Raw genomic sequence first — 23379 nt, 5'->3', positions numbered from 1 at the left:
AAATTAAATACTGAATATTATATTCAGTTCATTATTTTAAAGCTATAGTCATATTTACGTTACCTCCCGGTACATCCTCTTCGAACCAGCGTGCAGTAATAGTCTTGGTCTCTGTGTAAAAACGCACTCCTTGCTTTCCATAGGAATGCAGATCTCCGAAAAACGATTTGCGCCAGCCTGTAAAAGAAAAGAATGGCAAAGGAACCGGTATCGGAAGGTTAATCCCGATTTGACCTACTTCTATTTCATGCTGAAACTTTCGTGCTGCTGCCCCTGAATTGGTGAAAATAGAAGTTCCGTTACCATAAGGATTAGCATTGATAATCTTTATCGCCTCATCCAGTGTATCAGCTTTCAGCAACAATAATGCGGGTCCGAAAATTTCTTCTTTGTAAATATCCATATCCGTTGAAACATTACTGAATAATGTTGGCCCTACAAAATATCCGTTTTCATAGCCTTCTACAGTACAGGTGCTGCCATCCAGCAATACTTCTGCTCCCTGATCATATGCACTCCGGATAAGTCTCAGAACCTTTTCTTTAGATTGTTTATTGATCAACGGGCCATAAGCCGCAGATTCATCGGACCATACACCAGGTTTAATATTGCTTAGTGCTTTTTTGATATCATCTATCCAGTTCTGCGTTTCTCCTACCAGAACAGCAACACTAATTGCCATACAACGTTGTCCTGCTGCTCCACACGAAGCCCCAACCAGATTATTAATGACCTGCTCTTTGTTGGCATCAGGCATTACAACCATATGGTTTTTAGCTCCGCCAAAAGCTTGTACCCGCTTCAGGTTATGTGTTCCCGTTCTGTAAACATGCTCTGCAACGGGAACTGATCCGACAAAAGAAATAGCTCTTATATCCGGATGATTCAGCAGATGATTCACCTGATCTTTAGCGCCATGAACAACATTCAGTACACCTTTTGGAAAACCTGCTTTATAGAATAACTCCGCCATTCTCACAGAAGTCATTGGTGTCTGTTCCGATGGCTTCAGGATAAAAGTATTACCACAGGCAATAGCCATAGGAAACATCCATAAAGGGATCATTGCCGGAAAATTGAATGGTGTAATACCCGCACATACACCCAATGGCTGTACATAACTATAGGTATCTACTGCTCTGGCTACATTTTCCACAGTCTCTCCCATCATCAGTGTAGGAATATTGCAAGCATGCTCCACCACCTCTATACCGCGCCATACATCTCCCATAGCGTCGGCAAGGGTCTTCCCGTTTTCTTTGGAAAGTATTTCTGCAAGTTCCTTCTGGTGTTCTTTCAGTAGTTGCTGGTATTTTAAAAAAAGCCTTGCACGTTCGGGAGTGGCAACCTCCTTCCATATTTTAAAAGCTGCAGATGCTGCTTCAATAGCTTCGTCTATCTCAGACAACAAGGTTAGCGGAACATCAGCAATAGTTTCCTGTGTTGCCGGGTTTTCTACAGGTAAGTATTCGGTAGCTTTACTTTCTGTAAAAGCACCGTTTATTAATATTTTGATTTTTTCTGACATTATAAAAAGGATTGGTGTAGATGATATAAAAGGAAAGCTAAGGCTGCCGCAATGGCTCCTTAACCTTCCGTTCAGTATTGTTTAAATCACTAGCAAATCAACGAATTCATTTACGTCAAGGTTTACCAGTGTATTATAATCCAGAGAATTCTCCAGTAAAATCCGCTGTTGCTTTTCAGGGAAAATACGGGCCAGATTAACTTTATATTTTTTAATCAGCTCCGGAATACCTTCTTCTCTTCTGCGTTTATGTCCGATAGGATATTCAACAACTATTTCTTCCAGTACTGTTCCGTCATTTAGCTCTACAGTAAGCGCATTGGCAATGGAACGTTTTTCAGGGTCGTGATAATCTGTAGTAAACTGAACATCTTCTACACATTCCATTTTGTCGCGTAATACATCTATTCTTTCATCAGAAGCTATGTTGTCTTCATAATCTGCAGCAGTAAGCCTTCCGAAAATAAGAGGTACAGCAATCATATACTGAAGACAATGATCACGGTCTGCCGGATTATTCAGAGGTCCTTTTTTATCGATAATACGGATAGCTGCTTCATGGGTACGGATTGTAATCTTGCGGATATCTGCAGTTGTTTTTCCTAATTCATTCAGCTTTTTATGTAATGTCATAGCAGCTTCTACAGCTGTCTGAGAATGGAATTCAGCAGGGAAAGAAATTTTGAATAAAACATTTTCCATAACATAAGAGCCATAATCTCTCTGGAACTTAAACTCATTTCCTTTGAAGGAAACATCATAAAAGCCCCATGTTTTTGCAGTCAGAACAGAAGGATAACCCATTTCTCCTGTTTTGGCAATTAGTGCCAGCCGCACTGCTCTGGAAGTAGCATCTCCGGCCGCCCAGGATTTGCGACTACCAGTATTAGGCGCATGGCGATATGTTCTTAGGGATTGTCCATCTACAAATGCAAGTGAAACAGCATTAATCAGTTCGTCTCTGGTAAGGCCAATCAGCTTTCCGACAACAGCCGTAGACGCCAATTTTACTAACAACACATGATCCAGTCCGACTTTATTAAATGAATTCTCCAGAGCTATTACACCCTGAATCTCATGTGCCATAATCATAGCTTCCAATACCTGTTTCATTTTCAAAGGCTTTTTACCTTCTGCTATACTCGTTCTGGACAGCCAGTCAGCTGTTGCCAAAATTCCGCCCAGATTATCTGAAGGATGTCCCCATTCAGCGGCCAGCCAGGTATCGTTGAAATCCAGCCAGCGAATAATAGCGCCTATATTAAAAGCTGCCTGAACCGGATCCAGCTGAAATTGTGTTCCCGGTACTTTAGCACCATTGGGTACAATGGTTCCTTTTACAATTGGTCCCAGCAATTTGGTACATGCCGGATATGTTAATGCCTCCAGACCACATCCTATTGTATCCAATAGACAATAGTGTGCAGTTTTCCAGGCTAGATCATTCTTTATTTCGTAATTCAGTACATAATCCGCAATAGCTGTTAAAACATGATCTGGTTGCGGTCTTTCGTTAGATATATGATTGCTCATTGTAATTTAAAGTTGAATGTTATTTATTATTTAGGTGTTATTTTGGAATCTATTTTCTGTCTGTAATAGGGACAAATTCTTTATTCTCCGGCCCAATGTAATTGGCACTTGGTCTGATGATTTTTCCATCCTGTCTTTGTTCGATGATATGTGCACTCCAGCCAGTTACTCTGGAAATAACAAATAATGGTGTAAACATAAGTGTTGGCACGCCCATCTGATGATAAGACACTGCTGAGAACCAATCCAGATTAGGGAACATTTTCTTTTCTTCCCACATTACTGTTTCTAGTCTTTCTGCAATATTAAATAGCAGCATATCACCTGATTCTTCAGATAGCTCTCTGGCAACTTCTTTAATAACTACATTTCTTGGATCTGATATTGTATAAACCGGATGTCCAAAACCTATAATCACTTCTTTATTGGCGATTCGTTGGCGGATATCCGCTTCGGCTTCGTCCGGAGAATTATAGCGGCTTTGTATTTCAAAAGCAACTTCATTGGCACCGCCGTGTTTTGGGCCTCTTAATGCGCCAATTGCACCTGTAATTGCTGAATAAAAATCCGATCCTGTTCCGGCAATAACCCGGCTTGTGAAAGTAGAAGCATTGAATTCGTGTTCGGCATACAGGTTAAGTGAAATCTGCATAGCTTTCACCCAGGATTCAGAAGGTTCCTTACCATGTAATAAATGCAGAAAATGACCACCAATTGTATCATCATCAGTATTCACTTCTATTTCTTTCCCGTTGTGACTGTAATGATACCAATACAGCAATCCTGAACTAAAGGACGCTAATAATTTATCTGCTATATCTCTTGCTCCTGCTACATTATGGTCGTCTTTCTCCGGCTGTATACTTCCAATAGCTGACACCATAGATCTCATAACATCCATTGGGTGTGCAGCTGCCGGAATACTTTTCAGAATATTTCTCACAGAGTTAGGCAGTCCCCTCAGTGACTTTAGTTTGGATTTATAATTTTTCAATTGTGCCTCTGTAGGCAGCTGGCCATATATAAGCAGGTAGGCAACTTCCTCAAACTGGGCTTTCACGGCCAGATCAAGAATATTATAGCCTCTGTAGTGTAAATCATTTCCACTTTTACCAACGCTGCAAAGCGCTGTATTTCCTGCCGTTACTCCCGAAAGAGCCACACTTTTTTTAGGTTTAAAGGTTCCTTCGTTACTTGACATCTTGGTTTGTTTTAAACAGGTTATCTAATTTTTGTTCATAATCGTAGTAGCCAATACTTGCGTACAGTTCTTCTCTCGTCTGCATTGTATCCAGTACATTGGCTTGAGTACCATCTTTGCGGATATGTTCATATACATTGAGGGCCGCTTTGTTCGCAGCACGGAAGGCAGACAATGGATATAATACCAGTCCCACTCCAGCTGCTTTCAGCTCGTCCACAGTATACATTTTAATCATCCCGAATTCGGTAATATTTGCCAAAACAGGAATACCTGTAGCATCTACGAATTTTTGATAAACACTAAGATCCGGAACAGCTTCTGCAAAAATAAAGTCGGCTCCCGCCTCTTTATAAGCTACCGCGCGTTCCAATGTTTTTTCCAGTCCTTCATTAGCGAAAGCATCTGTACGGGCACCGATCACAAAATTGTCGTCTGTGCGGGCATCTGTTGCTGCTTTCAGCCTGTCCGACATTTCCTCTTTACTTACCAGTTCTTTTCCTGGACGGTGGCCACAACGTTTCGCACCAACCTGGTCTTCAATGTGTAAAGCAGCTGCCCCGGCTTTAATCAGTGAACTCACTGTACGGGCAATATTAAAGGCGGAAGGGCCGAAACCGGTATCAACATCTACTAATAAAGGCAGATCGCATACATTTGTAATACGCTGAATGTCTGTAAGTACGTCATCCAATGTCGTAATACCCAGATCCGGAACCCCTAGTGAGCCTGCTGCAACACCACCTCCTGAAAGATATATTGCATTAAATCCCGCCTGTTGGGCCAATAATGCATGGTTAGCATTAATGGCTCCTACGATCTGAAGAGGGTTTTCTTTTTGCATAGCTTCCCGGAACCGTAAACCGGGAGATCCTAAACTCGCATTTTTACTCATTTCAATACTATTGTTAATTTCATGTTTTTCTATCTGTCAAGCCTTTTGCTTTTTATCTTTTGGGGCATCAGAATTTCAAAGTCAGTAAAGTCCGGTTAAAAACCAGAATCACATTCTTTGTAAGCTTTCTAAAACTTTTACGGAGGAATACTAAGAGGATCAGAATACGGGATATACTACAGAAGATAAGATGACTCTGTGTATATCATTCCTGTGAAATGATAATAACGTTGGGTAATACCAGAATAGGCTTCTTTTTTATTATTATCAAAAAACAAAATACGTATCATACCTGACTATAAGCTTCAGACCGCGAAAGCATCGTCAATTCGAAAAGAGGCAGGTCTCCTGACTTGTAACAGTTATCATCGTTCTTCCCATTCTGTTGAATGAACAGTGAACTTATTGTTGATAATAACCTTATGTATTGTTACTTACAGTTGCGCGACAGTTCGTGATTTTCACACGATTCCCTTTTAATACACGTCTAAGTGTAACCAATTTCGGTTGATATTAGAAACAAAAGAATTTGTTCCTGTTCTAAATATAGAAAATTTTGTCTATCATTTGTAAATATTTCAGACCGGAGCCGGAAATTATTGATATTTTAAAGTAAGCTAAAAGCTGAATCACCGTCTGTAAGGGCATTATTGATATTTTATATCTATGCAGTAAATAATTTATTTTACCCTGATACAATATCATTTTCTGCCTGATTTTTAGTCAGTATATTCACCTAAAATCGACACAGAAATCCAATATTCGGGTTTTAAAGGATAAAATATAAATCCGGGGATAGAAATAATATCCCTGTTCACAGATAGTATTCCTCCGGAATACCTGCTTTCTCATACATTTGTTTTTTTTACACAGATTAGACTCCTCCGGAGTATCTTTTCAATCTTTCTGATTTCTCATATCATGAAATTTTATACTGAAAATAGAGTTTCATCATAATGAATGAGAAGCTCCGTCAGGAACTTTATCTCTATAGATTATAATTATGAATAACCAGGGCGTTCCGGAGGAACGCTATCTTAATCGGAGAATTGAAAATCATTTATATGAAAAATCAAAACTTCGGATTAATTTATAACACTTTAGCTAAAGGCTTTTATCCACAATAGTTCAGCTAAGGGCACTTTAGATTTTTTAAATGCTTCGACAGGCTCAGCATGACACGGCTTTACATTAAGCAAAATATTCATCTTAAGTGATCATCTTTATGAATTTAGATTTGTAATCTCAAGTAACTAAAGTATTTTTATGTCAAACTTATCACAGACTTTTATCAAAAAGTCAAAAGGATTTCATCTTCGTATTAGCTGAGCCTTCTGTCCAGTTTCCCATTTTTGACTCTGATCCAAAATATTCCCACCAGATTTAGCAGAATATAAACTAAAAAAGCTTCCTTACGGAAGCCTTAATTGGTCATTCAATTCTATTTCTATTTTTTAAAAATCCATTCCTGAAGATTCTTCGGCATATCGTGAATAATCTTCTTTACCTCCTCAATATTGTCACATCTCTCAATATTGACGCTAAACTTGAAGTTTGGCATCAAACATAGACTCACTTTTCCATAGTAATCGGATAGTTTCTGATAAAGTTCCTTTCGGATATTTTCGAAATAAAACTTTGCATCACTGAAATTATCTCCGATACCGGAAACGTTATTATTTACTAACACTATTTCCATAAGGCTATATTTTATAATTACCTAAAAATAAGAATTTTACATAAAATGAAACCTTATTACTTACTAACATTTCCACATTAACGTTCTTAATTTTTTTATAATATCAGAGCTGTAAATCAGATATATCCGTATTTTTTCTTTTTTGCCAACTTTGGAAATCTATATAAAAAAACCGGAGAAATAAATTCTCCGGCAACTTCATAAAAACAGATGTTTTTATATTAACATTATTTTTTGTCTACAACAATTCTGTCTGGTCTGTTTGCCAGATCCCATGCTATAGCGAATACTAACTGAGTTCTTTTCATCAACAACGGATAATCTATTTTATCCGGCGTATCAGTAGGCTTGTGATAATCTTCGTGAATACCATCGAAGAAGAAGGCAATCGGAATATTGTGTTTTGCAAAGTTATAGTGGTCTGAACGATAATAGATTCTGTCCGGATCTTTCGGATCATCGTATTTATAATCCAGATATAAGTTGTGCGTTGCTTTATTAGCTTTCTCTACAGCTTCTTTCAACTGAGAACTTAACATTTCTGAACCTACTACATATACAAAGTTCGGATTATCTTTATGTAACGGGTCCACTCTTCCTATCATATCGATATTCAGATCTGCCACAGTATTTGCCAATGGGAAAATTGGATTATCTGAATAATAACTTGATCCAAAAAGCCCTTTTTCTTCTCCGGTTACATGAAGGAATAAAATAGAACGCTTTGGTCCGTGTCCTGCTTTTTTAGCCTTGTGAAATGCTTCGGCAATTGCCATAACACCTACAGTTCCGGATCCGTCATCATCAGCCCCGTTATAAATCTGGCCATTATTCATTCCTACATGGTCATAGTGTGCAGAAACCACAATAATTTCGTTTGGTTTTTCTGATCCTTCAATGTAAGCAAGAATATTTTCAGAATCGTTGATCTTCTTTCTTTTGCTCATGTATTCTGAAGGAACTTTCTGATAATAAGAGCTCATGGTAGGCGGATGTCCTATCCCGTTCTTTTTGTATTGGTTTATCATGTATTCACCGGCTTTCTTCTGCCCCGGAGATCCAGTGTCTCTTCCCTGCATTTCATCACTTGCAATAATATACAAGTCTCGTTTCAGGTTCTCAGCCGAAATACTTTTCAGGGAACTTTCATATACTTTCTGAGGGTTCTGAACAGCACATGAAAAAAGAACAAGTGCCGACCCTACAGTCAATACAATTTTCTTCATAAACAATAATTTTTCCCGAAGATAAATAATTATTACAGAAAAACCGATAACTATTTTGAAATATCAAACAGTTACCGGTTATTTATATTTTATTCTCAGTTATTTTAAACCCTGATGAATTATAGTTAGTAAACAAAAGTTAAACCTGCACTCCATCCCATATCACTATCATAATGTGAAGATACCTGCAGCCATTTCTGAAGAATATAACTAAGTCCCAATCGGTATTCACTGTCAGTATTTACCATAAAGTTACCTCTTATTCTCGGCGTTATTGGAATATCTTCACGTTGTAGTACTAATCTAACCTTACCATTCTGATCCACACTGGCATCTGCTGTTACCAGCCACGGCAGGATATATTGGAAACCAGCCATGAAAACATGCCGATTATTGTGTTTTGCCAATTGATCGAACATGGTTCTTCTCGCATCTCCTGATTCTCTGTCTCTGCTTCTGGTCTGGAATCCAACATACGGATATAACCACTGAAACTTACCTAAATAACGTCCAAATCTTACTTCAGCTTCCATACCATCTGTTTTCGTATAACCTGTATGCAGCTCTCCTTGCAGCTCATAACGTGCATCACCTACTCTAAGTGCAGCATGTGTGCTTCTGGACTCTAATGCTACAGTAGCTGTATGAGCCCACATATGATTATCTTTCAAAAAGTCTTTCCAGTCTTTCTTAGGATTAGTCAGATTGGGATTAGGCTTTGAGTCTTCATAATTGAAAATCCTTCCCATCCCGGCCATCATGTGATACAATATATGGCAGTGGAAAAACCAGTCTCCGTCCTGATTGGCTGGAAATTCTATCGTTACAGTTTCCATAGGCATAAGATCCAGTACATTTTTCAACGGAGAATAAGCTCCTTTGCTGTTGATCACCCTGAAATCATGTCCGTGAAGGTGCATCGGATGGCGCATCATGGAGTTGTTATATAGAGTAATACGAACAATCTCACCGCGTTTTATTTTAATTTTATCAGTTTCTACAACTGTTTTATTATCCAGCGACCATACATACCTGCGCATGTTCCCCTCCAGTGTAAATTTCAGCTCTTTTACCGGAGCATCTGCAGGTAATGATGTCATTTCCGTAGATGCCAGCATATCATAATTCAGGATAACAGGCTTTTCTTTTGGCATATCGCCCATATTATGACCAGCATGTTCGTCTGCTTTAGAATCTGAAAGCTGTAACGGAGCATCTTCATTTTTAGTCCCCATATCATGTCCGGCATGTTCATCTGCTTTGGAATCTGAAAGTTTCAGCGGCATATCATGACCTGAATGATCTTCTTTTTTAGGTTTAACCTTTTTTGGAGGATTCATCATATCTTTCAGATGCTGCATTGTAGCTTTTCTATCTTCTTCAGGTACTTCTGGATACATAACGGAATTAGCATCCATTTTTTGTAATCCCATTTTCATGTTCATCGGCTTCATATCCCCATTCATCTTCATCATGTTGTTCATGCTTTTCATACCTTCAAAAAGCATCAGTCTTTTTAGCTCCGGAGCTTCAACTTTTTCTCCTTCACCCAGCCATAATGATGAATGTCCGGTTCTGTCTTCAGATGTTGCCCGAAATTCAAAACTTTTATTTTCCGGAATTGTTACCTCTACATCGTAAGTTTCAGAAATTCCGATAATCAGTTTATCAACCTCTACGGGTTCCACATCGTTACCATCATTTCCTACCACCGTCATTTTTCCGCCTCCATATGTCAGCCAGAAATAAGAAGAAGCCCCACCGTTCGCTATTCTTAGTCTTACCTTATCACCCGCCTTCAGATTTTTATAAGAAGCCGAGGGCTGTCCGTTCAGTAAAAATTTATCATAATAAACATCGCTGATATCCATAGCCTCCATTCGCTTCCATTCATTTTTCAGCTTGGTAAAGAAATTTCCGGAAACAATAGCCTCTGAGTAACTCTGCACTGATTTCTTTTTTATAGCATACCAGTCAGCTACCCCCATCTGCAGCCTGCGCATTACCTGATGCGGATGTTCGTCTGTCCATTCGCTTAGCATGACAGGAATATCTGCCTGAACTTTTCGATCTGCTTCGGTTTCGCCTCTTTTCAGGAAAACCAGCATACCATACATTCCCATTTGTTCCTGTAATCCTTGATGTGAATGATACCAATAAGTTCCGTTTTGTGAAATTTTAAACTTGTAAACGTAGGTTTCACCTGGTTTTATAGGCTTCTGAGTAAGAAAAGGAATACCATCTTCTTTATTTTCCAGCATTACGCCATGCCAGTGAAGTGCTGTATTTTCTTTTTTCAGTCTGTTATGCACATGTATCTCTGCAGTATCTCCTTCAGTAAAATAGAGTGTAGGAGCAGGAAGCTGACCATTAATAGCAAAAGCATGACCATGTTTTCCGGTATAATTCACCATGGAATCACTTACATAGAGATCATATCGTACAATCTTACCTTCAAAACTCACAAGCCCATTCTTAGGATTCCTTTTCAGATCCATATCTTCCTGTATCTTCTTTTCCTCTTTTACAGGCACCAGCTCCATTCCGCATTTAGGGCATTTTCCGGGTTTATCACTTACCACTTCGGGGTGCATAGGACAGGTATATTTCTGTACTGTAACACTTTGTTGTAAGTTGGATTTTTGCCCGGAATTTCCTTCGTGCTGATGCTGTGCCTGTGAAAAGCTAAAGCCTGACACAAACAATATCAACAATAATTTCCTCATTTGTTTACTTTTTAATTTCAGACTTTACTGAACCACAAGTAAGCATAGAGTTACCATAATAAGGATTTTTAATTTCCTTTTCATCACTCAGCCACTGCCCTTTTGCCATAGGACAATACTGCACATAAACAGGAGTTGAGGAAACCTTGAAATGATTGGCTATTGCAGCCATATTATCGGATAGGTTGAAGAAGTAATTTCTTTGTGTTGAAAGATTTTTGGCTTCTATAATTGCACCTGCATCTTTTCTCAGTTTATTGACATTATCTTCTGATAAAACTTTAAAATCAACTGCAGATGCCGATTGTAAGAATACTTTTGCAGCAGCAGAAGCTTTTGCTGTATCATCCTGAGTTAAGGCATTTTTTATAGCAATATAATTATGGTAAAGTTTTTCAATCTGAGTGTTTGACTTTTGAGCAAAAGCGGTAATAGAAGCAGCCGAAAATATAAGGCTTAAAAATAATTTTTTCATGTCTGTTGAATTTAGATTTTTATAAAATTTGAATTAAAAAATGGCTATGTCTGCATAGCATTATTGGATACTGCTCCATTAAGAAACAGCTGTTTTTAATCAAATTCTATAATCTAAAATTACAGTTCAGTATAAAAATCGGAAGTTGCCGCAGCTCTGGCGGGGCATTGCTTAGATAATCCTGTCCTTTCTCTTCTTCAGAAAATAATACATTCTGACTAATAAAAGAAACCTCAGGCAGTAATGCAAATGATGAAGCCAGTTGTAACTGTAGCAATTCTGCATTTTTAGCTACATCGGTTTTTACAAGTTCCAGTTTTGTTTTACAACAATCCGGAGTTTTTACAACTTTACATTCGTCGGGTGAAGAAACCGGTGGCGTATGATTCATACCACACGTCATAACTTCCTCTACACAGTAATGCATTTTCACTACTGCACCGGAGGATACCGCGGAGTAGAAAAATGCTAATAATATGAGAATGGTTTTCTTCATGACCCTGACAAAGTTATATATATTTTTTTATCTCAACTTATATTTTTCTGGGTTAATGTTAACAATAGCTATACAAACTGCTGCCACAAGTAAAACCATAAACTGGATCAACACAAAATTCCAGCCACCATAATGCCAGCAATTTACACCTAAAACGGTTCCTAAAGCACCTCCTATAAAATAACACGTCATATAAACCGTATTAATCCGACTATTGGCTGATTCATCCAGTGTATATATTGTCGCAATATTGGTAATCTGCATGGCCTGTACACCAACATCCATTATAAATACAGAAAATACAATCATCCATATATTCGACGGAAATACCATCATCAGGATTACTGAAGTTACTACAACCAGAATACTATACAGAATTCCGCGGGCAGGACTTCCTTTGTCTGCCATTCTTCCAACAACCGGAGCAACCAAAGCACCTCCCAATGCTACAATGCCTAATAGACCTATTTTATCACTTTTCAGAAAAAATGGTTCTCCGGTAAGGTGAAATGTAATTGTAGTCCAGAATGAGCAAAAAACACCAAATACCAATGCTCCTATTATGGATAATCTTCTTAGCTTCGGGAAACGCTTGTACTGTGCAATGGTACTTTTCAGTAACTCTCCGTAGGTTCCGCTAAATTGCGTTCCTACATTGGGCAGGGTAAAATACACTAAAACCATCATGATCATTATGACAAAAGCTGAAATCATATAGATAGACTGCCATCCCCATAATCTGGCACTATAACCACTTACCACTCTCGCAAGAAGAATTCCGGATAGTAGTCCTGTGAAGACCATTCCCACTATTTTACCTTTATTTTCTGTTGCCAATGTTGCTGCCATAGGCATTACAACCTGAGCAGCTGCACCCATTGCGCCTATAATCAGACTCATCACATAAATCCCATAAAGATTATGGATCAGAGCCATTCCAAATAGTGCCAGAACCAGTACAAAAAGCATTAACAGGATTAATTTTTTCCGGTTCATCTTATCTCCATAAGGTGTAATAAAAAAAAGCCCCAGACCATAGCCTGCCTGAGCTAAAGCCGGAAGAAGTCCAACCTCATTTTCAGATTTATGTAAAGATTTGGATACCTCATCCAGAATAGGCTGTACATAATACAAGCTGGCGACACTAACACCAGCAGTAATGGCCATAATCAGAATCTGTAATCGGGATAATCCTTTTTGTATGCTATTTTCCATACTGCAAATTTAAATCATACGTCATAAAAAAATCCCTTTAACAGGGATTTAGACAATCTATTGTATAAAATATACAAGCATTAATTTTGTGGTGAATAAATCATCAGATTACGGTAATGCTCTTTGAATCCTTTATTCAGGTATAGTAACAATGCATTTTTGTTATGCCTTTCAATTTCCAGCATGACTACTTTTAAACCCTGATCTTTGGCAAAATCTTTTACAAAATCTACAGCCAGTTTTCCATAGCCTTTACCTCTTGCTTTCTCGTTCAGGAAAAGTTCATCCAGAAAAGCTATTCTTCCTCCGAACTCAAAACTGAATATATAAGTCAGAATTACATATCCAATCACCTCATTTCCTTCGTTGTACATAACAAAAGCACTTCCCAAATCCGGATTTTGTACAAACTGGTGGAAGTTAGATCTGGTAAGATCTTCGTTGAAAGGGTATTGATCGATTGCATAAAACTCACGCATCATCGTTACCATATCTTCTATTTGTCCTTCATCCAGTTTTCTGAAAAATTGATGTTCCATAAATAATCTGTTTGTAACAAAGATAAGCAAAGCTTTCTCAAGAATCAATTTCCAGATCGTAGTTATCCAATAAGCCGACAAGGTTGTGTGCTGAAAACTTTGCCTTTTTAACTTTATTTTTTGACAAATCAACAGAAAAGTATTTTGCTGTTCGGAAATCTGTCCGCTCTAATATACTTCCTGAAAATACAGACCCAGACAGATCACTATTATCAAAAACAACATAGGAAAGATTGGTCTCAGTAAAATCAGTCTCTATAATTCTGCAGTTTTTGAACAGCGTTTTGGCAATATTTTGCTGATAAAAGGAAGAATGTAAAATCTGACAATCCTCAAAACGAAAAGATAAACCAAAAGGATTACAGTTTTCGAAATGCAGTCCCATAAGTTTGCAGTCATTAAACTTTACATCCTTGAAGCTAGTCCTTCCAAATTTTGTAAGGCTAAAATTACAATTCACAAACTGACACTCTGCAAGCGAAACCGAAAATAAATCTGTTTCGGAAAAATCACAGTTACTAAAGGTGCAAAATTCATAATCACCTTTTGGCAAAGGAGTTTCTTTAAAGTTGATCTTTTCGAAAGTTTTATCTAATTCGTAAACAGACATTGGCCAGAAATTTTAAGAAGTCACAAGTTAGCAAATTACCAAAGAAAAGTGCAACCTATACAGGCTGCACTTCCAGATCAAAACATCTCATTTTTTTTGGTTCAACAAAATAAAAAAGGTTTGCCGACGTGCAAACCTTAATTTTTTTCAAAATTTATATTCTCAAATACAATTATGTCGATGAATAATTTCACTTTCTTATTTTCAACATCTTAAAGTTAAGAAAAAAAATATTCCGTTGGTATGAATCAATGTTAATTTTTTGCAATATTTAAATTATCCGTGCCTGCTTTGTCTTCCTTGATATTTCCGACATAAATATAAATAAACACTGCTATGAGGAGTAAGAAAAGATAGAAACTGTTCTTCAGTAATTCCGGATAGCTGATTGTATTCTTGCTATAACCTGTAAGAATAAGTATCTGTGCACCATAAGGAATAATTCCCTGTACAAAACATGAAAATGTATCTAAAATAGAGGCTGTTACTCTTGGTCTGATTTTATATTCTTCAGTAATCTTTTTGGACACTTTACCGGTAATAACAATAGAAATGGTGTTATTTGCTGTTGCAGCATCTGTAACACCTACAAAGGTTCCTATTCCTAACAATGCAGATTTTGGCCCGTTTATTTTGCTTCGTATCAGTCTTAAAAGATTATCTATTCCTCCGGCTTTTTCAACCATAGCTGCCAGTCCTCCTGTAAGTAAGGAAAGTAGGAATATCTCAGTCATACTGGTAAAACCTTCATATATCTTCTTACCAAAATCCAGAAAACTAAAATCATGGTAAATGAAACCAAAAATACCGCTCAGTACAATACCTATAATCAGTACCAAAAATACATCCAGTCCGAAAAATGCCAGTACAATGACAGCGAGGTAAGGAATAACAAGTACAGCAGAGGACAAACTTACAGGAGTAGTATTATGTGCAACTTCGTTAGTTCCTGCTCCTACGTAAATATAAATAAAGAATGCTATAATAGCTGCTGGAAGAGCAAAGCCTATATTATTCCGGAATTTGTCCCGCATATCACAACCTAAAATCTGAGTGGCAGCAATAGTAGTATCCGAAATAATAGATAAATTGTCCCCAAACATGGCTCCTCCTAATAATGCTGCTCCTACAACATTGATATCACAGCCACCTGCATTGGAAAGTCCGACAGCAATTGGACCCAATGCTACAATTGTCCCGACTGATGTTCCGGAAGCTATTGACAAAAATGAAGCAACAAAGAAAATACCTGCCGGATAATATTGTGGTGAAAGGTTATTGATTCCAATATTTACAATAGCATCTACACTTCCTATTGATTTGGATACAGTAGCGAAAGCTCCTGCCAGTATATAAATAATACACATGGTAAGAATATTCCGATCTCCACAGCCCTCCAGAAAGGTGGATGTTTTTTCTTTAATTGTTCCTTTAATTATAATGAAGGCTGATATTATTCCTACAACAATAGCTATAGGCGATGGCAATGCATAAAAATCATTGTAATAAATTCCGGCTCCCAGAAACACCAGAATAAAGATAAGAAACGGGATTAGTGATCGTAAAGATGTGCTCTTTTGTGTCGTCATTCAATCTAATTTTTTAATTATTTTGATCAGCACACTTTCAGAAAATAGGGATGATTTCAACATTTTTTCCGGAAACGGCTTATCGATTTTAGCACCTTGCTTATTGTTGCAGGTTGCTACCCAAATTTTGGGGTTCTTGATAATTTTAGAGTGCAAATATAAATTTTTAATTTAAAAAGTGAAAAATAATTTGAGAATGTCATAAGAAAAACGATGCCCTCACTTACCAAAATGATTGTCCATAGCCTTGTAGAATGTAGACTAAAAAACATAACTTTGATAAAAAATAACGATGAAATATAACAGATGTGGCAGAAGTGGTGTATTACTGCCCGCAATATCATTGGGATTATGGCATAACTTCGGATCTGTAGATGTCTTCTCTACAGCTGAGGCTATTATCAAGACGGCTTTTGATAAAGGAATCACTCATTTTGACCTGGCAAACAATTATGGTCCCGTACCCGGATCTGCCGAAGAAAACTTCGGGAAAATCGTTAGCAGAAATTTTAATGGCTTTCTCAGAGATCAGCTGTTCATTTCTACTAAAGCTGGTTATACTATGTGGGATGGTCCTTATGGTGACTGGGGCTCCAGAAAATATCTTATATCCAGTCTGGATCAGAGCCTGAAACGTATGAATCTGGATTACGTAGATGTATTCTATTCTCACCGTCCGGATCCTGAAACGCCAATAGAAGAAACTATGCAGGCATTGGATTTTGCAGTTCGCAGCGGAAGAGCTTTATATGCCGGAATTTCTAATTATAGCGCTGAACAAACGCAGCAAGCAGCTAATATATTAAGAGAATTAGGTACACCATGTCTTATACATCAGCCTAAATACTCTATGTTTGTGCGGTGGACAGAGGAAGGTCTACTCGATGTATTGGAAGATAATGGTATTGGGTGTATTGCTTTTTCTCCTCTGGCTCAGGGATTATTAACAGATCGTTATTTAAAAGGTATTCCGGAAAACTCTCGTGCAGCAAAAAGTCATGGCTTTCTGCAGAAGAATGATATTACCGAAGAAAGATTACAACAAATTACAGCTCTGAATAATCTGGCACAGGAAAGAGAACAGACACTGGCACAAATGGCTATTGCATGGCTATTGAAAGATAACAGAGTAACATCTGTACTTGTTGGAGCTAGTTCGGTTGAGCAACTACAGCAAAATCTGGAAAGCATTAACAATCTGGATTTTTCCCAAAATGAATTACAACAAATTGAAGAAATACTGAAAACAAAATAGCCTGAGGTTTTCCTCAGGCTATTTTTATTTTTAAGTGGTAAGGTTAAATTAGAACCACTCTTTTTTACCTTGAACGTAAGTTCTGTCGAACTCCTCATCAGATTTAGTCAAATAGATAATACCTTCTACAAGACCAATCACACTTGCAATACCACATGTAACAAATGTAGCTATAAGTTGAATAATTCCTGCTTTAGTATATCCTAAATAGAATTTATGTATTCCCAAGCTTCCAATTAAAATACCTAAAACGCCTGCTGCAACTTTCTTTTCAGACTTATAAGGTACTTGTTGATTGTAGTTTTGTTGTGTTGTCTCTTCCATAATTTTAATACTTGTGTTTATTATTTAATAATTAATTATTTGCTGTTTTATTTACCAAATCCAGGCATTCCGCCACCCATTCCCGGCATACCTTTGCCCATCATAGCCATTAACTGTTTTCCTTGAGGTCCCTGCATCATCTTCATCATTTTACCCATTTGTTCGAACTGCTTCATTAAAGCGTTCACATCCTCAAGTTTGCGTCCTGCTCCTTTAGCAATACGCTGTTTTCTGGACATATTAATAGTGCTTGGTCTTCTTCTTTCTTCCGGAGTCATAGACTGGATAATCGCTTCGATGTGCTTGAAGGCATCATCATTGATATCCACATCTTTTATAGCTTTTCCAACTCCCGGTAACATTCCTAAAAGGTCTTTCATGTTACCCATTTTTTTAATTTGCTGAATTTGCTTTAAAAAATCGTCGAAACCAAATTCGTTCTTAGCAATCTTCTTGTGTAGCTTTTTAGCTTCCTCTTCATCAAACTGCTCCTGAGCCCTTTCTACTAAGGAAACAACATCCCCCATCCCCAGGATTCTGTCTGCCATCCTTTCCGGATAGAAAATATCCAGAGCATCCATTTTCTCACCAGTAGAAATGAACTTAATTGGTTTTTCTACTACCGAACGGATCGTTAATGCTGCACCACCACGGGTATCACCATCTAATTTGGTAAGAACTACACCGTTATAATTAAGGACATCGTTGAAGGCTTTTGCTGTATTCACAGCATCCTGACCCGTCATAGAGTCAACTACGAAAAGAGTTTCTGTAGGTTTTACAGACTGGTGAACATTACGAATTTCGTTCATCATCTCTTCGTCGATAGCCAAACGCCCTGCGGTATCTATAATGATAACATCGTGCTTGTTTTGCTTTGCAAATTCTATTGCATTCTGAGAAATCTGAACCGGATTAAGGTTGCCTTCTTCAGTATATACAGGAACTCCTGTCTGACCACCTAATACTTTTAGCTGATCGATCGCAGCAGGACGATAAACGTCACATGCTACCAATAAAGGGTTTTTGCTCTTTTTCTTCTTCAGAAAGTTTGCTAATTTCCCGGAGAATGTCGTTTTACCAGAACCTTGTAAACCTGCAATTAGTATAATTGTTGGTTTTTCGGAAAGATTAAGTCCTTCATTGGTTCCTCCCATTAAATCCACTAATTCATCATGAACAATTTTTGTCATCAATTGTCCCGGTGTAATGGATGTTAAAACATTTTGTCCTAAAGCTTTATCCTGAACTCTTTTTGTAAGATCTTTTGCTACCTTAAAGTTAACATCGGCATCTACTAATGCACGACGAATTTCTTTAACGGTTTCGGCAACGTTAATCTCGGTAATCTTACCGCGTCCCTGGATATTTTGTAAAGCTTTATCTAGTTTGTCCTGTAAACTATTGAACATAATTAAATCTATTCTTTGGTAAGTTGCAAAAATAAGGAAAAGATATGAGATATAAAGTATGAAGTTAATATCAAGAGGTAACAAGATACAAGATGCAAGAAATAAGATAATAGACATTTGGTCTTTTAGTCTTTAACACTACCTAATATTGTAACAATAAGTTCTTAAAACCTTCTAATTAGAGATCAGGCACTGACAACCGATAACTATTAACTGTCAACCAGCAACTGTTAGCCGAAAAACCTTTATCTTTGCACCTGTCAATGGGGTGCCTTAGTGGCTGAGATGATACCCAGGAAGTTTTTCCGCACCTGATCCGGATAATGCCGGCGTAGGGATCTGTCATCTCCTCATCAAAATGATTTATTACAATGATGCAGGAAATTATTCAACAAACAACATGGGTAGAATGGCTGGGTGTTATTCTTTCAATTTTTCAGGTCGTATTATCCCGACAAAATAATCCGATAAATTATCTCTTTGGAGTGGTCAGTATTATCCTTACACTAATCGTAATGTTCAATGCTAAACTCTATGCCGAGTTCACACTCAACCTTTATTATCTGGTTATGAGTATCTATGGCTGGCTTTACTGGAAGTATGGAAAAGCAAAGCACGAAGCTCCTATTTCTTATACAGATAATACAGATAAGCTAAAAACTGCAGGCATTGTTGTTTTTAGTTTCGGTATTTTTTATTTCGCTCTTACCCACTTTACAAATTCGGACGTACCAATATGGGATGCCAGTGTAAGTGCTTTTGCATGGGCTGGTATGTGGCTGATGGCTAAACGTAAAATTGAAAACTGGATATTACTGAACGTCAGCAACCTGATCTCAATTCCTTTGATGGTCCACAAATCGCTTTACCTGTATGCTATATTGAGCGTTATTCTATTCAGTGTGGCTGTTTCAGGATATTTTAACTGGAGAAGGATATTTAGGGAGAGTAAGATAAGTCAATAAATTCGCAGAAAGACTCAAACTGAACAGTATAGATAATAGCTAAAAATGAGTATCTATTCTAAAAACAAGGTTTAGGTTATCTATTTCTCAAAATACCGGACAAAGCCTCTTGAATTTCGTCTTCGTCTTTTAGTTTTACCAAAGCTTTTATTTTACCATAAGCACCAGAGTCAAATTCCAGTACTTTCGCATTGTATTTATTCAGAACAGTAAATATCTGATTCTGGTGGCTGAAGTCAAATTCCAGGGTTAATACCTTTTCGAGTTCTTTGGTTATCATTTCTGCAAAGCTAAGTAGTTCTTTGGCTGATTCTTTGTAGATTTTCACCAGTCCGCCAACACCAAGCTTGGTACCACCATAGTAACGCACCACAACTAATAGTATATTGGTTACATCGTGTCCCAATAATTGATTATAGATTGGCAACCCAGCACTTCCGGAAGGTTCTCCGTCGTCATTTGCACGGTAATTCTCACCTTTCAGTCCCAGTCGGAATGCATAACAGTGATGTGTCGCTTTAGGATGCAGAGCTTTGACTTCTTCCAGTCGTTTTTTCACATCATCCTCATCCAGTACCGGGTAAGCATAAGAAATGAATTTACTCCCTTTTTCTTTCAGGGTAATATCTAAAATTGGTTTGGCGATCGTATTATAACTGTAGTTGGATTCCAATATTATTTATTTCTGTAAATCTTTAACTGATTATCTCTTAGTTGTTCAATAGTTTGAGCTTCATACTGAAGTTCCGGTGCTTTTGTACCATTATTCAGAAACAGATTTTCTGCCTTGAATACCCAGGCTTCATCCCAGATATCATGCTCTATAAATTGATTCAGGGTATATGCACCACCTTCTATAATAACAGATTGTATCTGATGTTTATATAAAACTTGCATAAGATCGGGCAAGAAGTTTTCTCCAAAATCAGCTTTCAACCAATGGACATTACCTTCTGCTTTTTCTTTTTTTTCATTTATGATAAAGGTTACAGCTTCATCATTGAATACTTTATAGTCAACAGGTACTTTCAGTTCTCTGTCTAAAATAATACGCACCGGATTGTTCCCGCTTACCTCTCTTACTGTAAGCCCGGGGTTATCATTCAATACTGTTTTTGTACCTACCAGAATGGCCTGTTCATCTGCTCGAAGCTGGTGATTTTTCTGCTGAGAAAGTGCATTGCTAATGGCATACGGTTGAAAATCCTTATCCATAAATCCATCTGCAGATTCAGCCCATTTCAGAATAATATAGGGACGCTGCTTACGATGGTAAGTAAAAAAACGCTTATTTAACTCATCACACTCAGCTTCCAAAATCCCGGTTATTACTTCTGTTCCAGCAGCTTCAAGAATTGCTTTTCCCTTTCCATTTACTTTGTCGTGCGGATCCATAGATCCTATAACAACTCTGGGAATTCCCAATTCTACAATCTTTACAGCACAAGGAGGTGTTTTCCCGTGATGTGCACAAGGCTCTAACGTTACATATATTGTACTGTCTTTCAGCTGCTCTTTGTCCTTTACATAATTAATTGCGTTGATTTCTGCATGAGGCTCTCCTGCTTTATGATGCCACCCTTCTCCTATTATCTTACCATTGGATACAATAACACTACCTACCAACGGATTGGGATAGGTATTCCCTAAAGCTTTTTTTGCCAGCTGCAGTGCACGCTGCATGTAAATGTGATGTTCTTCCATATCTAATAAAAAATCCAACATTGACAGAAACATCAATGTTGGACAGTTATATTTTTAATGATCTTACTCTTCTGTCGGCTTCTCCTCTTTTTCCTCAGAGGTATCTGCTTTTGGGTGATCATGCTCTGTAATAATTTGATGTAATTTGGAGCGAAGTCCTTCCAGTTCTTCTTTTTTAGCATCAAGGCTATCATAAGTAGCTTTTAACAGAGGATTTTCTCTTGTCGGATTACTAAAGAAGGCCAGGTTATTTTCCAGTTTGGATACTTCAGATTCCAGATCTGAAATCTGATTCTTAATCTTACGAGCTTTATCTGTAAGCTGAGTTTCGGAAAGGTTACCATCAGAAAGCTCATAATCTTTCATTCTGTTCAGCCTCATCTTACTTCTGAGCGCTTTATTAAATTCCGTATTGATGCTGATTTTATCACGTGGAACTTTACCAATGGCATTCCATTCGTTTTTGATTCTGTTGATTACTTCAGCACTATTTTCTCCTTCCTCGATATCCTTAAGCTCATCCAGAAGTGCTTTTTTCTTTTTATAATTAGCTCTCCAATCATCTGTTGCTCCATCTCCTTTCTCACGGAATTTGGCGAAGAAATGATTACATGCATCACGGAACTCGTCCCATACTCTGTTAGACTGACTTCTTGGTACATGGCCAACAGCCTTCCATTCTTCCTGAAGCTTTTTAAATAAAGGTACTGCAGTATCCCAATCTTCGGAATCCTGATTGTCTTTCGCAGTCTGAATCAACTGTAACTTTCTTTCAAGATTCTCCTGCTGATTCTTTTTCAGTCCTTTATAGAAATTGTTTTTTGAAGCATTAAATGCACGAAGTGTTTCTTTAAAATCTGTCCAGTTCTGATTAGAAAGCTTTTTCGGAACACTTCCCAATGAAATAAATTCATTTCTTAATTCCTCCACTTTTTTAATAGCTGACTGCCAGTAAGAATGTGCAGGTTCTTTTTCAGGAGCGGAAAGTTTTTTAAGTTTTTCTATAATTTCATTCTTCTTCTCCAGATTAATTTTCTGATCGGCTTCGATCTGTGCAAATAACTCTGCTTTTCTCTGGTGGATAACATTGGAAATTTCTTTAAATTCGTCCCAGGTACTGTCTCTGAATTCCTCAGCTACAGGTTCTGCTTCTTCTTTCCATAATTTATGAAGATACTGAAGCTCGTTCAACGCTTTTTGTACTACAGGCTCATCTTTAAGCTCTTTAGCACGTGCAATAATATGCTGTCTTTTCTCCAGATTATGAGCATATTCCTGCTCACGGTATTCTTTATTTAAGTCCAGCATCTGATAAAACTGATTCAGATGGTGGAAATAGTCATTGCTGAGTGTTTTAAATTCAGATTTTGCAACCTGACCGGCTTTTTGCCATTCATCTTTAACTTCTCTTATCGCTTTAAAAAGATTGGTTCCCGCTTCAGTATTGGTATACAGATTTTTAAGCTTTTCAATAATAGAGCGTCTCTGTAACAGGTTTTCTGCATGTTCCTTCTCTACTTCTTTGTGATAGCTGTCCTGTTTTTCTTTAAAAATATTGGAAAGCGCGTTGAATTTAGATCTTAGCGGAGATTGATATTCAAAATTATCAGGATCACCTCCATCCGCTATATAAGCTTCTTTTTTATCTTTTAACTCTTCCTCCCAAGCGGTATTGAAAGCATCGCGAAGTTCCCCGAATTTTTTAGTCTGTGCACCTGCATTTGCAGAGTTTACAATATTTTCGGCTTCCTTAGCTATGTCTTCCATAGACAAATGCGTGTAATCTTCAGCATGAAAATCATGATCAGTTTCTTCGTCGTGGTCTGCAGTATGCTCATGATGCTCTGCAACCGGACCTGCCTGTTCAGGATGTTCAGTTGATTGATTCGCCTTTAATTCTTCATTCTGATTGTTGTCTATTGAAGCCATAACAAGTCTTTTTTAAAAATACGTAATGTTTCCATTACCTTTAATTGCTATAAATTTA

20 protein-coding genes and 2 riboswitches are annotated in these 23379 nt (G+C 37.6%); of the genes, 2 read left to right on the top strand and 18 right to left on the bottom strand.

What is annotated here, in order from left to right; genetic code table 11:
• Positions 1–31 precede the first annotated feature (31 nt).
• The 13 genes from AYC65_RS02115 to AYC65_RS02055 form a co-directional block, all read right to left on the bottom strand.
• Entirely contained in the window at positions 32–1528 is a 1497-nt protein-coding gene (locus AYC65_RS02115; protein WP_034871452.1) for a CoA-acylating methylmalonate-semialdehyde dehydrogenase, read from the bottom strand.
• 81 nt (positions 1529–1609) lie between these two features.
• Positions 1610–3061 (bottom strand): bifunctional 2-methylcitrate dehydratase/aconitate hydratase, encoded by a 1452-nt coding sequence (locus tag AYC65_RS02110; RefSeq protein ID WP_034871453.1) that lies wholly within the window; start codon positions 3059–3061, stop codon positions 1610–1612.
• 49 nt (positions 3062–3110) lie between these two features.
• Positions 3111–4262: a bifunctional 2-methylcitrate synthase/citrate synthase gene (gene prpC, locus AYC65_RS02105; protein WP_034871454.1), complete on the bottom strand. Its 1152-nt coding sequence runs from the start codon at positions 4260–4262 to the stop codon at positions 3111–3113.
• The gene (gene prpB, locus AYC65_RS02100) at positions 4252–5157 is read right to left on the bottom strand and encodes a methylisocitrate lyase (protein ID WP_034871455.1); all 906 of its coding nucleotides are present in this window, start codon (positions 5155–5157) and stop codon (positions 4252–4254) included. Before prpB ends, prpC begins: the two co-directional genes overlap by 11 nt.
• 321 nt (positions 5158–5478) lie before the next feature.
• A riboswitch (cobalamin riboswitch) is annotated at positions 5479–5674 on the bottom strand.
• Between the two features lie 930 nt (positions 5675–6604).
• Positions 6605–6856, bottom strand: coding sequence for a hypothetical protein (locus AYC65_RS02095; RefSeq protein WP_034871456.1), 252 nt, complete (start codon positions 6854–6856; stop codon positions 6605–6607).
• A 227-nt stretch (positions 6857–7083) separates the two neighbouring features.
• The gene (locus tag AYC65_RS02090; RefSeq protein ID WP_034871457.1) at positions 7084–8082 is read right to left on the bottom strand and encodes a M28 family metallopeptidase; all 999 of its coding nucleotides are present in this window, start codon (positions 8080–8082) and stop codon (positions 7084–7086) included.
• A 125-nt stretch (positions 8083–8207) separates the two neighbouring features.
• Positions 8208–10808 carry a multicopper oxidase domain-containing protein gene (locus AYC65_RS02085; protein ID WP_034871458.1) on the bottom strand — a complete coding sequence of 867 codons (2601 nt, stop codon included), beginning with the start codon at positions 10806–10808 and terminating at the stop codon, positions 8208–8210.
• 4 nt (positions 10809–10812) lie between these two features.
• Entirely contained in the window at positions 10813–11283 is a 471-nt protein-coding gene (locus AYC65_RS02080; protein ID WP_009089855.1) for a DUF3347 domain-containing protein, read from the bottom strand.
• A 106-nt stretch (positions 11284–11389) separates the two neighbouring features.
• A complete protein-coding gene (locus AYC65_RS02075) occupies positions 11390–11779 on the bottom strand; it encodes an HYC_CC_PP family protein (protein WP_034871459.1) in 390 nt (129 codons plus the stop codon).
• 27 nt (positions 11780–11806) lie between these two features.
• Entirely contained in the window at positions 11807–12994 is a 1188-nt protein-coding gene (locus AYC65_RS02070; protein WP_185097691.1) for an MFS transporter, read from the bottom strand.
• 80 nt (positions 12995–13074) lie between these two features.
• Entirely contained in the window at positions 13075–13533 is a 459-nt protein-coding gene (locus AYC65_RS02065; protein ID WP_052114793.1) for a GNAT family N-acetyltransferase, read from the bottom strand.
• Positions 13534–13570: 37 nt separating this feature from the next.
• Positions 13571–14143 (bottom strand): pentapeptide repeat-containing protein, encoded by a 573-nt coding sequence (locus tag AYC65_RS02060; RefSeq protein WP_034871461.1) that lies wholly within the window; start codon positions 14141–14143, stop codon positions 13571–13573.
• Between the two features lie 254 nt (positions 14144–14397).
• The gene (locus tag AYC65_RS02055; RefSeq protein WP_034871462.1) at positions 14398–15732 is read right to left on the bottom strand and encodes a Na+/H+ antiporter NhaC family protein; all 1335 of its coding nucleotides are present in this window, start codon (positions 15730–15732) and stop codon (positions 14398–14400) included.
• A gap of 52 nt (positions 15733–15784) precedes the next feature.
• Positions 15785–15880: riboswitch (SAM-I-IV-variant riboswitch) on the bottom strand.
• A gap of 144 nt (positions 15881–16024) precedes the next feature.
• Here AYC65_RS02055 and mgrA point away from each other — a divergent pair.
• Complete coding sequence (gene mgrA / locus AYC65_RS02050) at positions 16025–16987, top strand: L-glyceraldehyde 3-phosphate reductase (protein ID WP_034871463.1); 963 nt, start codon at positions 16025–16027, stop codon at positions 16985–16987.
• Between the two features lie 48 nt (positions 16988–17035).
• Here mgrA and AYC65_RS02045 read toward each other — a convergent pair whose 3' ends face one another.
• Positions 17036–17311, bottom strand: a complete 276-nt coding sequence (locus tag AYC65_RS02045; protein ID WP_034871464.1) for a TM2 domain-containing protein — start codon at positions 17309–17311, stop codon at positions 17036–17038.
• 47 nt (positions 17312–17358) lie between these two features.
• Positions 17359–18723: a signal recognition particle protein gene (gene ffh, locus AYC65_RS02040; RefSeq protein WP_034871465.1), complete on the bottom strand. Its 1365-nt coding sequence runs from the start codon at positions 18721–18723 to the stop codon at positions 17359–17361.
• Positions 18724–19094: 371 nt separating this feature from the next.
• On the opposite strand from ffh, the gene pnuC reads away from it, so the two are divergent.
• On the top strand, positions 19095–19688 hold the full coding sequence (gene pnuC / locus AYC65_RS02035) for a nicotinamide riboside transporter PnuC (RefSeq protein WP_034871466.1): 594 nt from the start codon (positions 19095–19097) through the stop codon (positions 19686–19688).
• Between the two features lie 76 nt (positions 19689–19764).
• On the opposite strand, the gene AYC65_RS02030 is transcribed toward pnuC, so the two are convergent.
• The 3 genes from AYC65_RS02030 to AYC65_RS02020 are packed head-to-tail and all read right to left on the bottom strand — an operon-like array spanning position 19765 to position 23321.
• Positions 19765–20361, bottom strand: coding sequence for an IMPACT family protein (locus AYC65_RS02030; protein ID WP_034871467.1), 597 nt, complete (start codon positions 20359–20361; stop codon positions 19765–19767).
• Between the two features lie 2 nt (positions 20362–20363).
• Positions 20364–21425, bottom strand: coding sequence for a bifunctional diaminohydroxyphosphoribosylaminopyrimidine deaminase/5-amino-6-(5-phosphoribosylamino)uracil reductase RibD (gene ribD, locus AYC65_RS02025; protein ID WP_052114794.1), 1062 nt, complete (start codon positions 21423–21425; stop codon positions 20364–20366).
• 30 nt (positions 21426–21455) lie between these two features.
• On the bottom strand, positions 21456–23321 hold the full coding sequence (locus AYC65_RS02020) for a DUF349 domain-containing protein (RefSeq protein WP_034871468.1): 1866 nt from the start codon (positions 23319–23321) through the stop codon (positions 21456–21458).
• Positions 23322–23379 lie beyond the last annotated feature (58 nt).

The organism is Elizabethkingia bruuniana, from assembly GCF_002024805.1.
Classification (GTDB): domain Bacteria; phylum Bacteroidota; class Bacteroidia; order Flavobacteriales; family Weeksellaceae; genus Elizabethkingia; species Elizabethkingia bruuniana.
This window is presented reverse-complemented; position numbering and strand designations above follow the sequence as displayed.

Excerpts from the sequence above, each read along its gene's own strand:
- AYC65_RS02115 (WP_034871452.1), bottom strand. The coding sequence starts at position 1,528 with ATGTCAGAAAAAATCAAAATATTAATAAACGGTGCTTTTACAGAAAGT.
- AYC65_RS02110 (WP_034871453.1), bottom strand. The coding sequence starts at position 3,061 with ATGAGCAATCATATATCTAACGAAAGACCGCAACCAGATCATGTTTTA.
- prpC (WP_034871454.1), bottom strand. The coding sequence starts at position 4,262 with ATGTCAAGTAACGAAGGAACCTTTAAACCTAAAAAAAGTGTGGCTCTT.
- prpB (WP_034871455.1), bottom strand. The coding sequence starts at position 5,157 with ATGAGTAAAAATGCGAGTTTAGGATCTCCCGGTTTACGGTTCCGGGAA.
- AYC65_RS02095 (WP_034871456.1), bottom strand. The coding sequence starts at position 6,856 with ATGGAAATAGTGTTAGTAAATAATAACGTTTCCGGTATCGGAGATAAT.
- AYC65_RS02090 (WP_034871457.1), bottom strand. The coding sequence starts at position 8,082 with ATGAAGAAAATTGTATTGACTGTAGGGTCGGCACTTGTTCTTTTTTCA.
- AYC65_RS02085 (WP_034871458.1), bottom strand. The coding sequence starts at position 10,808 with ATGAGGAAATTATTGTTGATATTGTTTGTGTCAGGCTTTAGCTTTTCA.
- AYC65_RS02080 (WP_009089855.1), bottom strand. The coding sequence starts at position 11,283 with ATGAAAAAATTATTTTTAAGCCTTATATTTTCGGCTGCTTCTATTACC.
- AYC65_RS02075 (WP_034871459.1), bottom strand. The coding sequence starts at position 11,779 with ATGAAGAAAACCATTCTCATATTATTAGCATTTTTCTACTCCGCGGTA.
- AYC65_RS02070 (WP_185097691.1), bottom strand. The coding sequence starts at position 12,994 with ATGGAAAATAGCATACAAAAAGGATTATCCCGATTACAGATTCTGATT.
- AYC65_RS02065 (WP_052114793.1), bottom strand. The coding sequence starts at position 13,533 with ATGGAACATCAATTTTTCAGAAAACTGGATGAAGGACAAATAGAAGAT.
- AYC65_RS02060 (WP_034871461.1), bottom strand. The coding sequence starts at position 14,143 with ATGTCTGTTTACGAATTAGATAAAACTTTCGAAAAGATCAACTTTAAA.
- AYC65_RS02055 (WP_034871462.1), bottom strand. The coding sequence starts at position 15,732 with ATGACGACACAAAAGAGCACATCTTTACGATCACTAATCCCGTTTCTT.
- mgrA (WP_034871463.1), top strand. The coding sequence starts at position 16,025 with ATGAAATATAACAGATGTGGCAGAAGTGGTGTATTACTGCCCGCAATA.
- AYC65_RS02045 (WP_034871464.1), bottom strand. The coding sequence starts at position 17,311 with ATGGAAGAGACAACACAACAAAACTACAATCAACAAGTACCTTATAAG.
- ffh (WP_034871465.1), bottom strand. The coding sequence starts at position 18,723 with ATGTTCAATAGTTTACAGGACAAACTAGATAAAGCTTTACAAAATATC.
- pnuC (WP_034871466.1), top strand. The coding sequence starts at position 19,095 with ATGATGCAGGAAATTATTCAACAAACAACATGGGTAGAATGGCTGGGT.
- ribD (WP_052114794.1), bottom strand. The coding sequence starts at position 21,425 with ATGTTTCTGTCAATGTTGGATTTTTTATTAGATATGGAAGAACATCAC.
- AYC65_RS02020 (WP_034871468.1), bottom strand. The coding sequence starts at position 23,321 with ATGGCTTCAATAGACAACAATCAGAATGAAGAATTAAAGGCGAATCAA.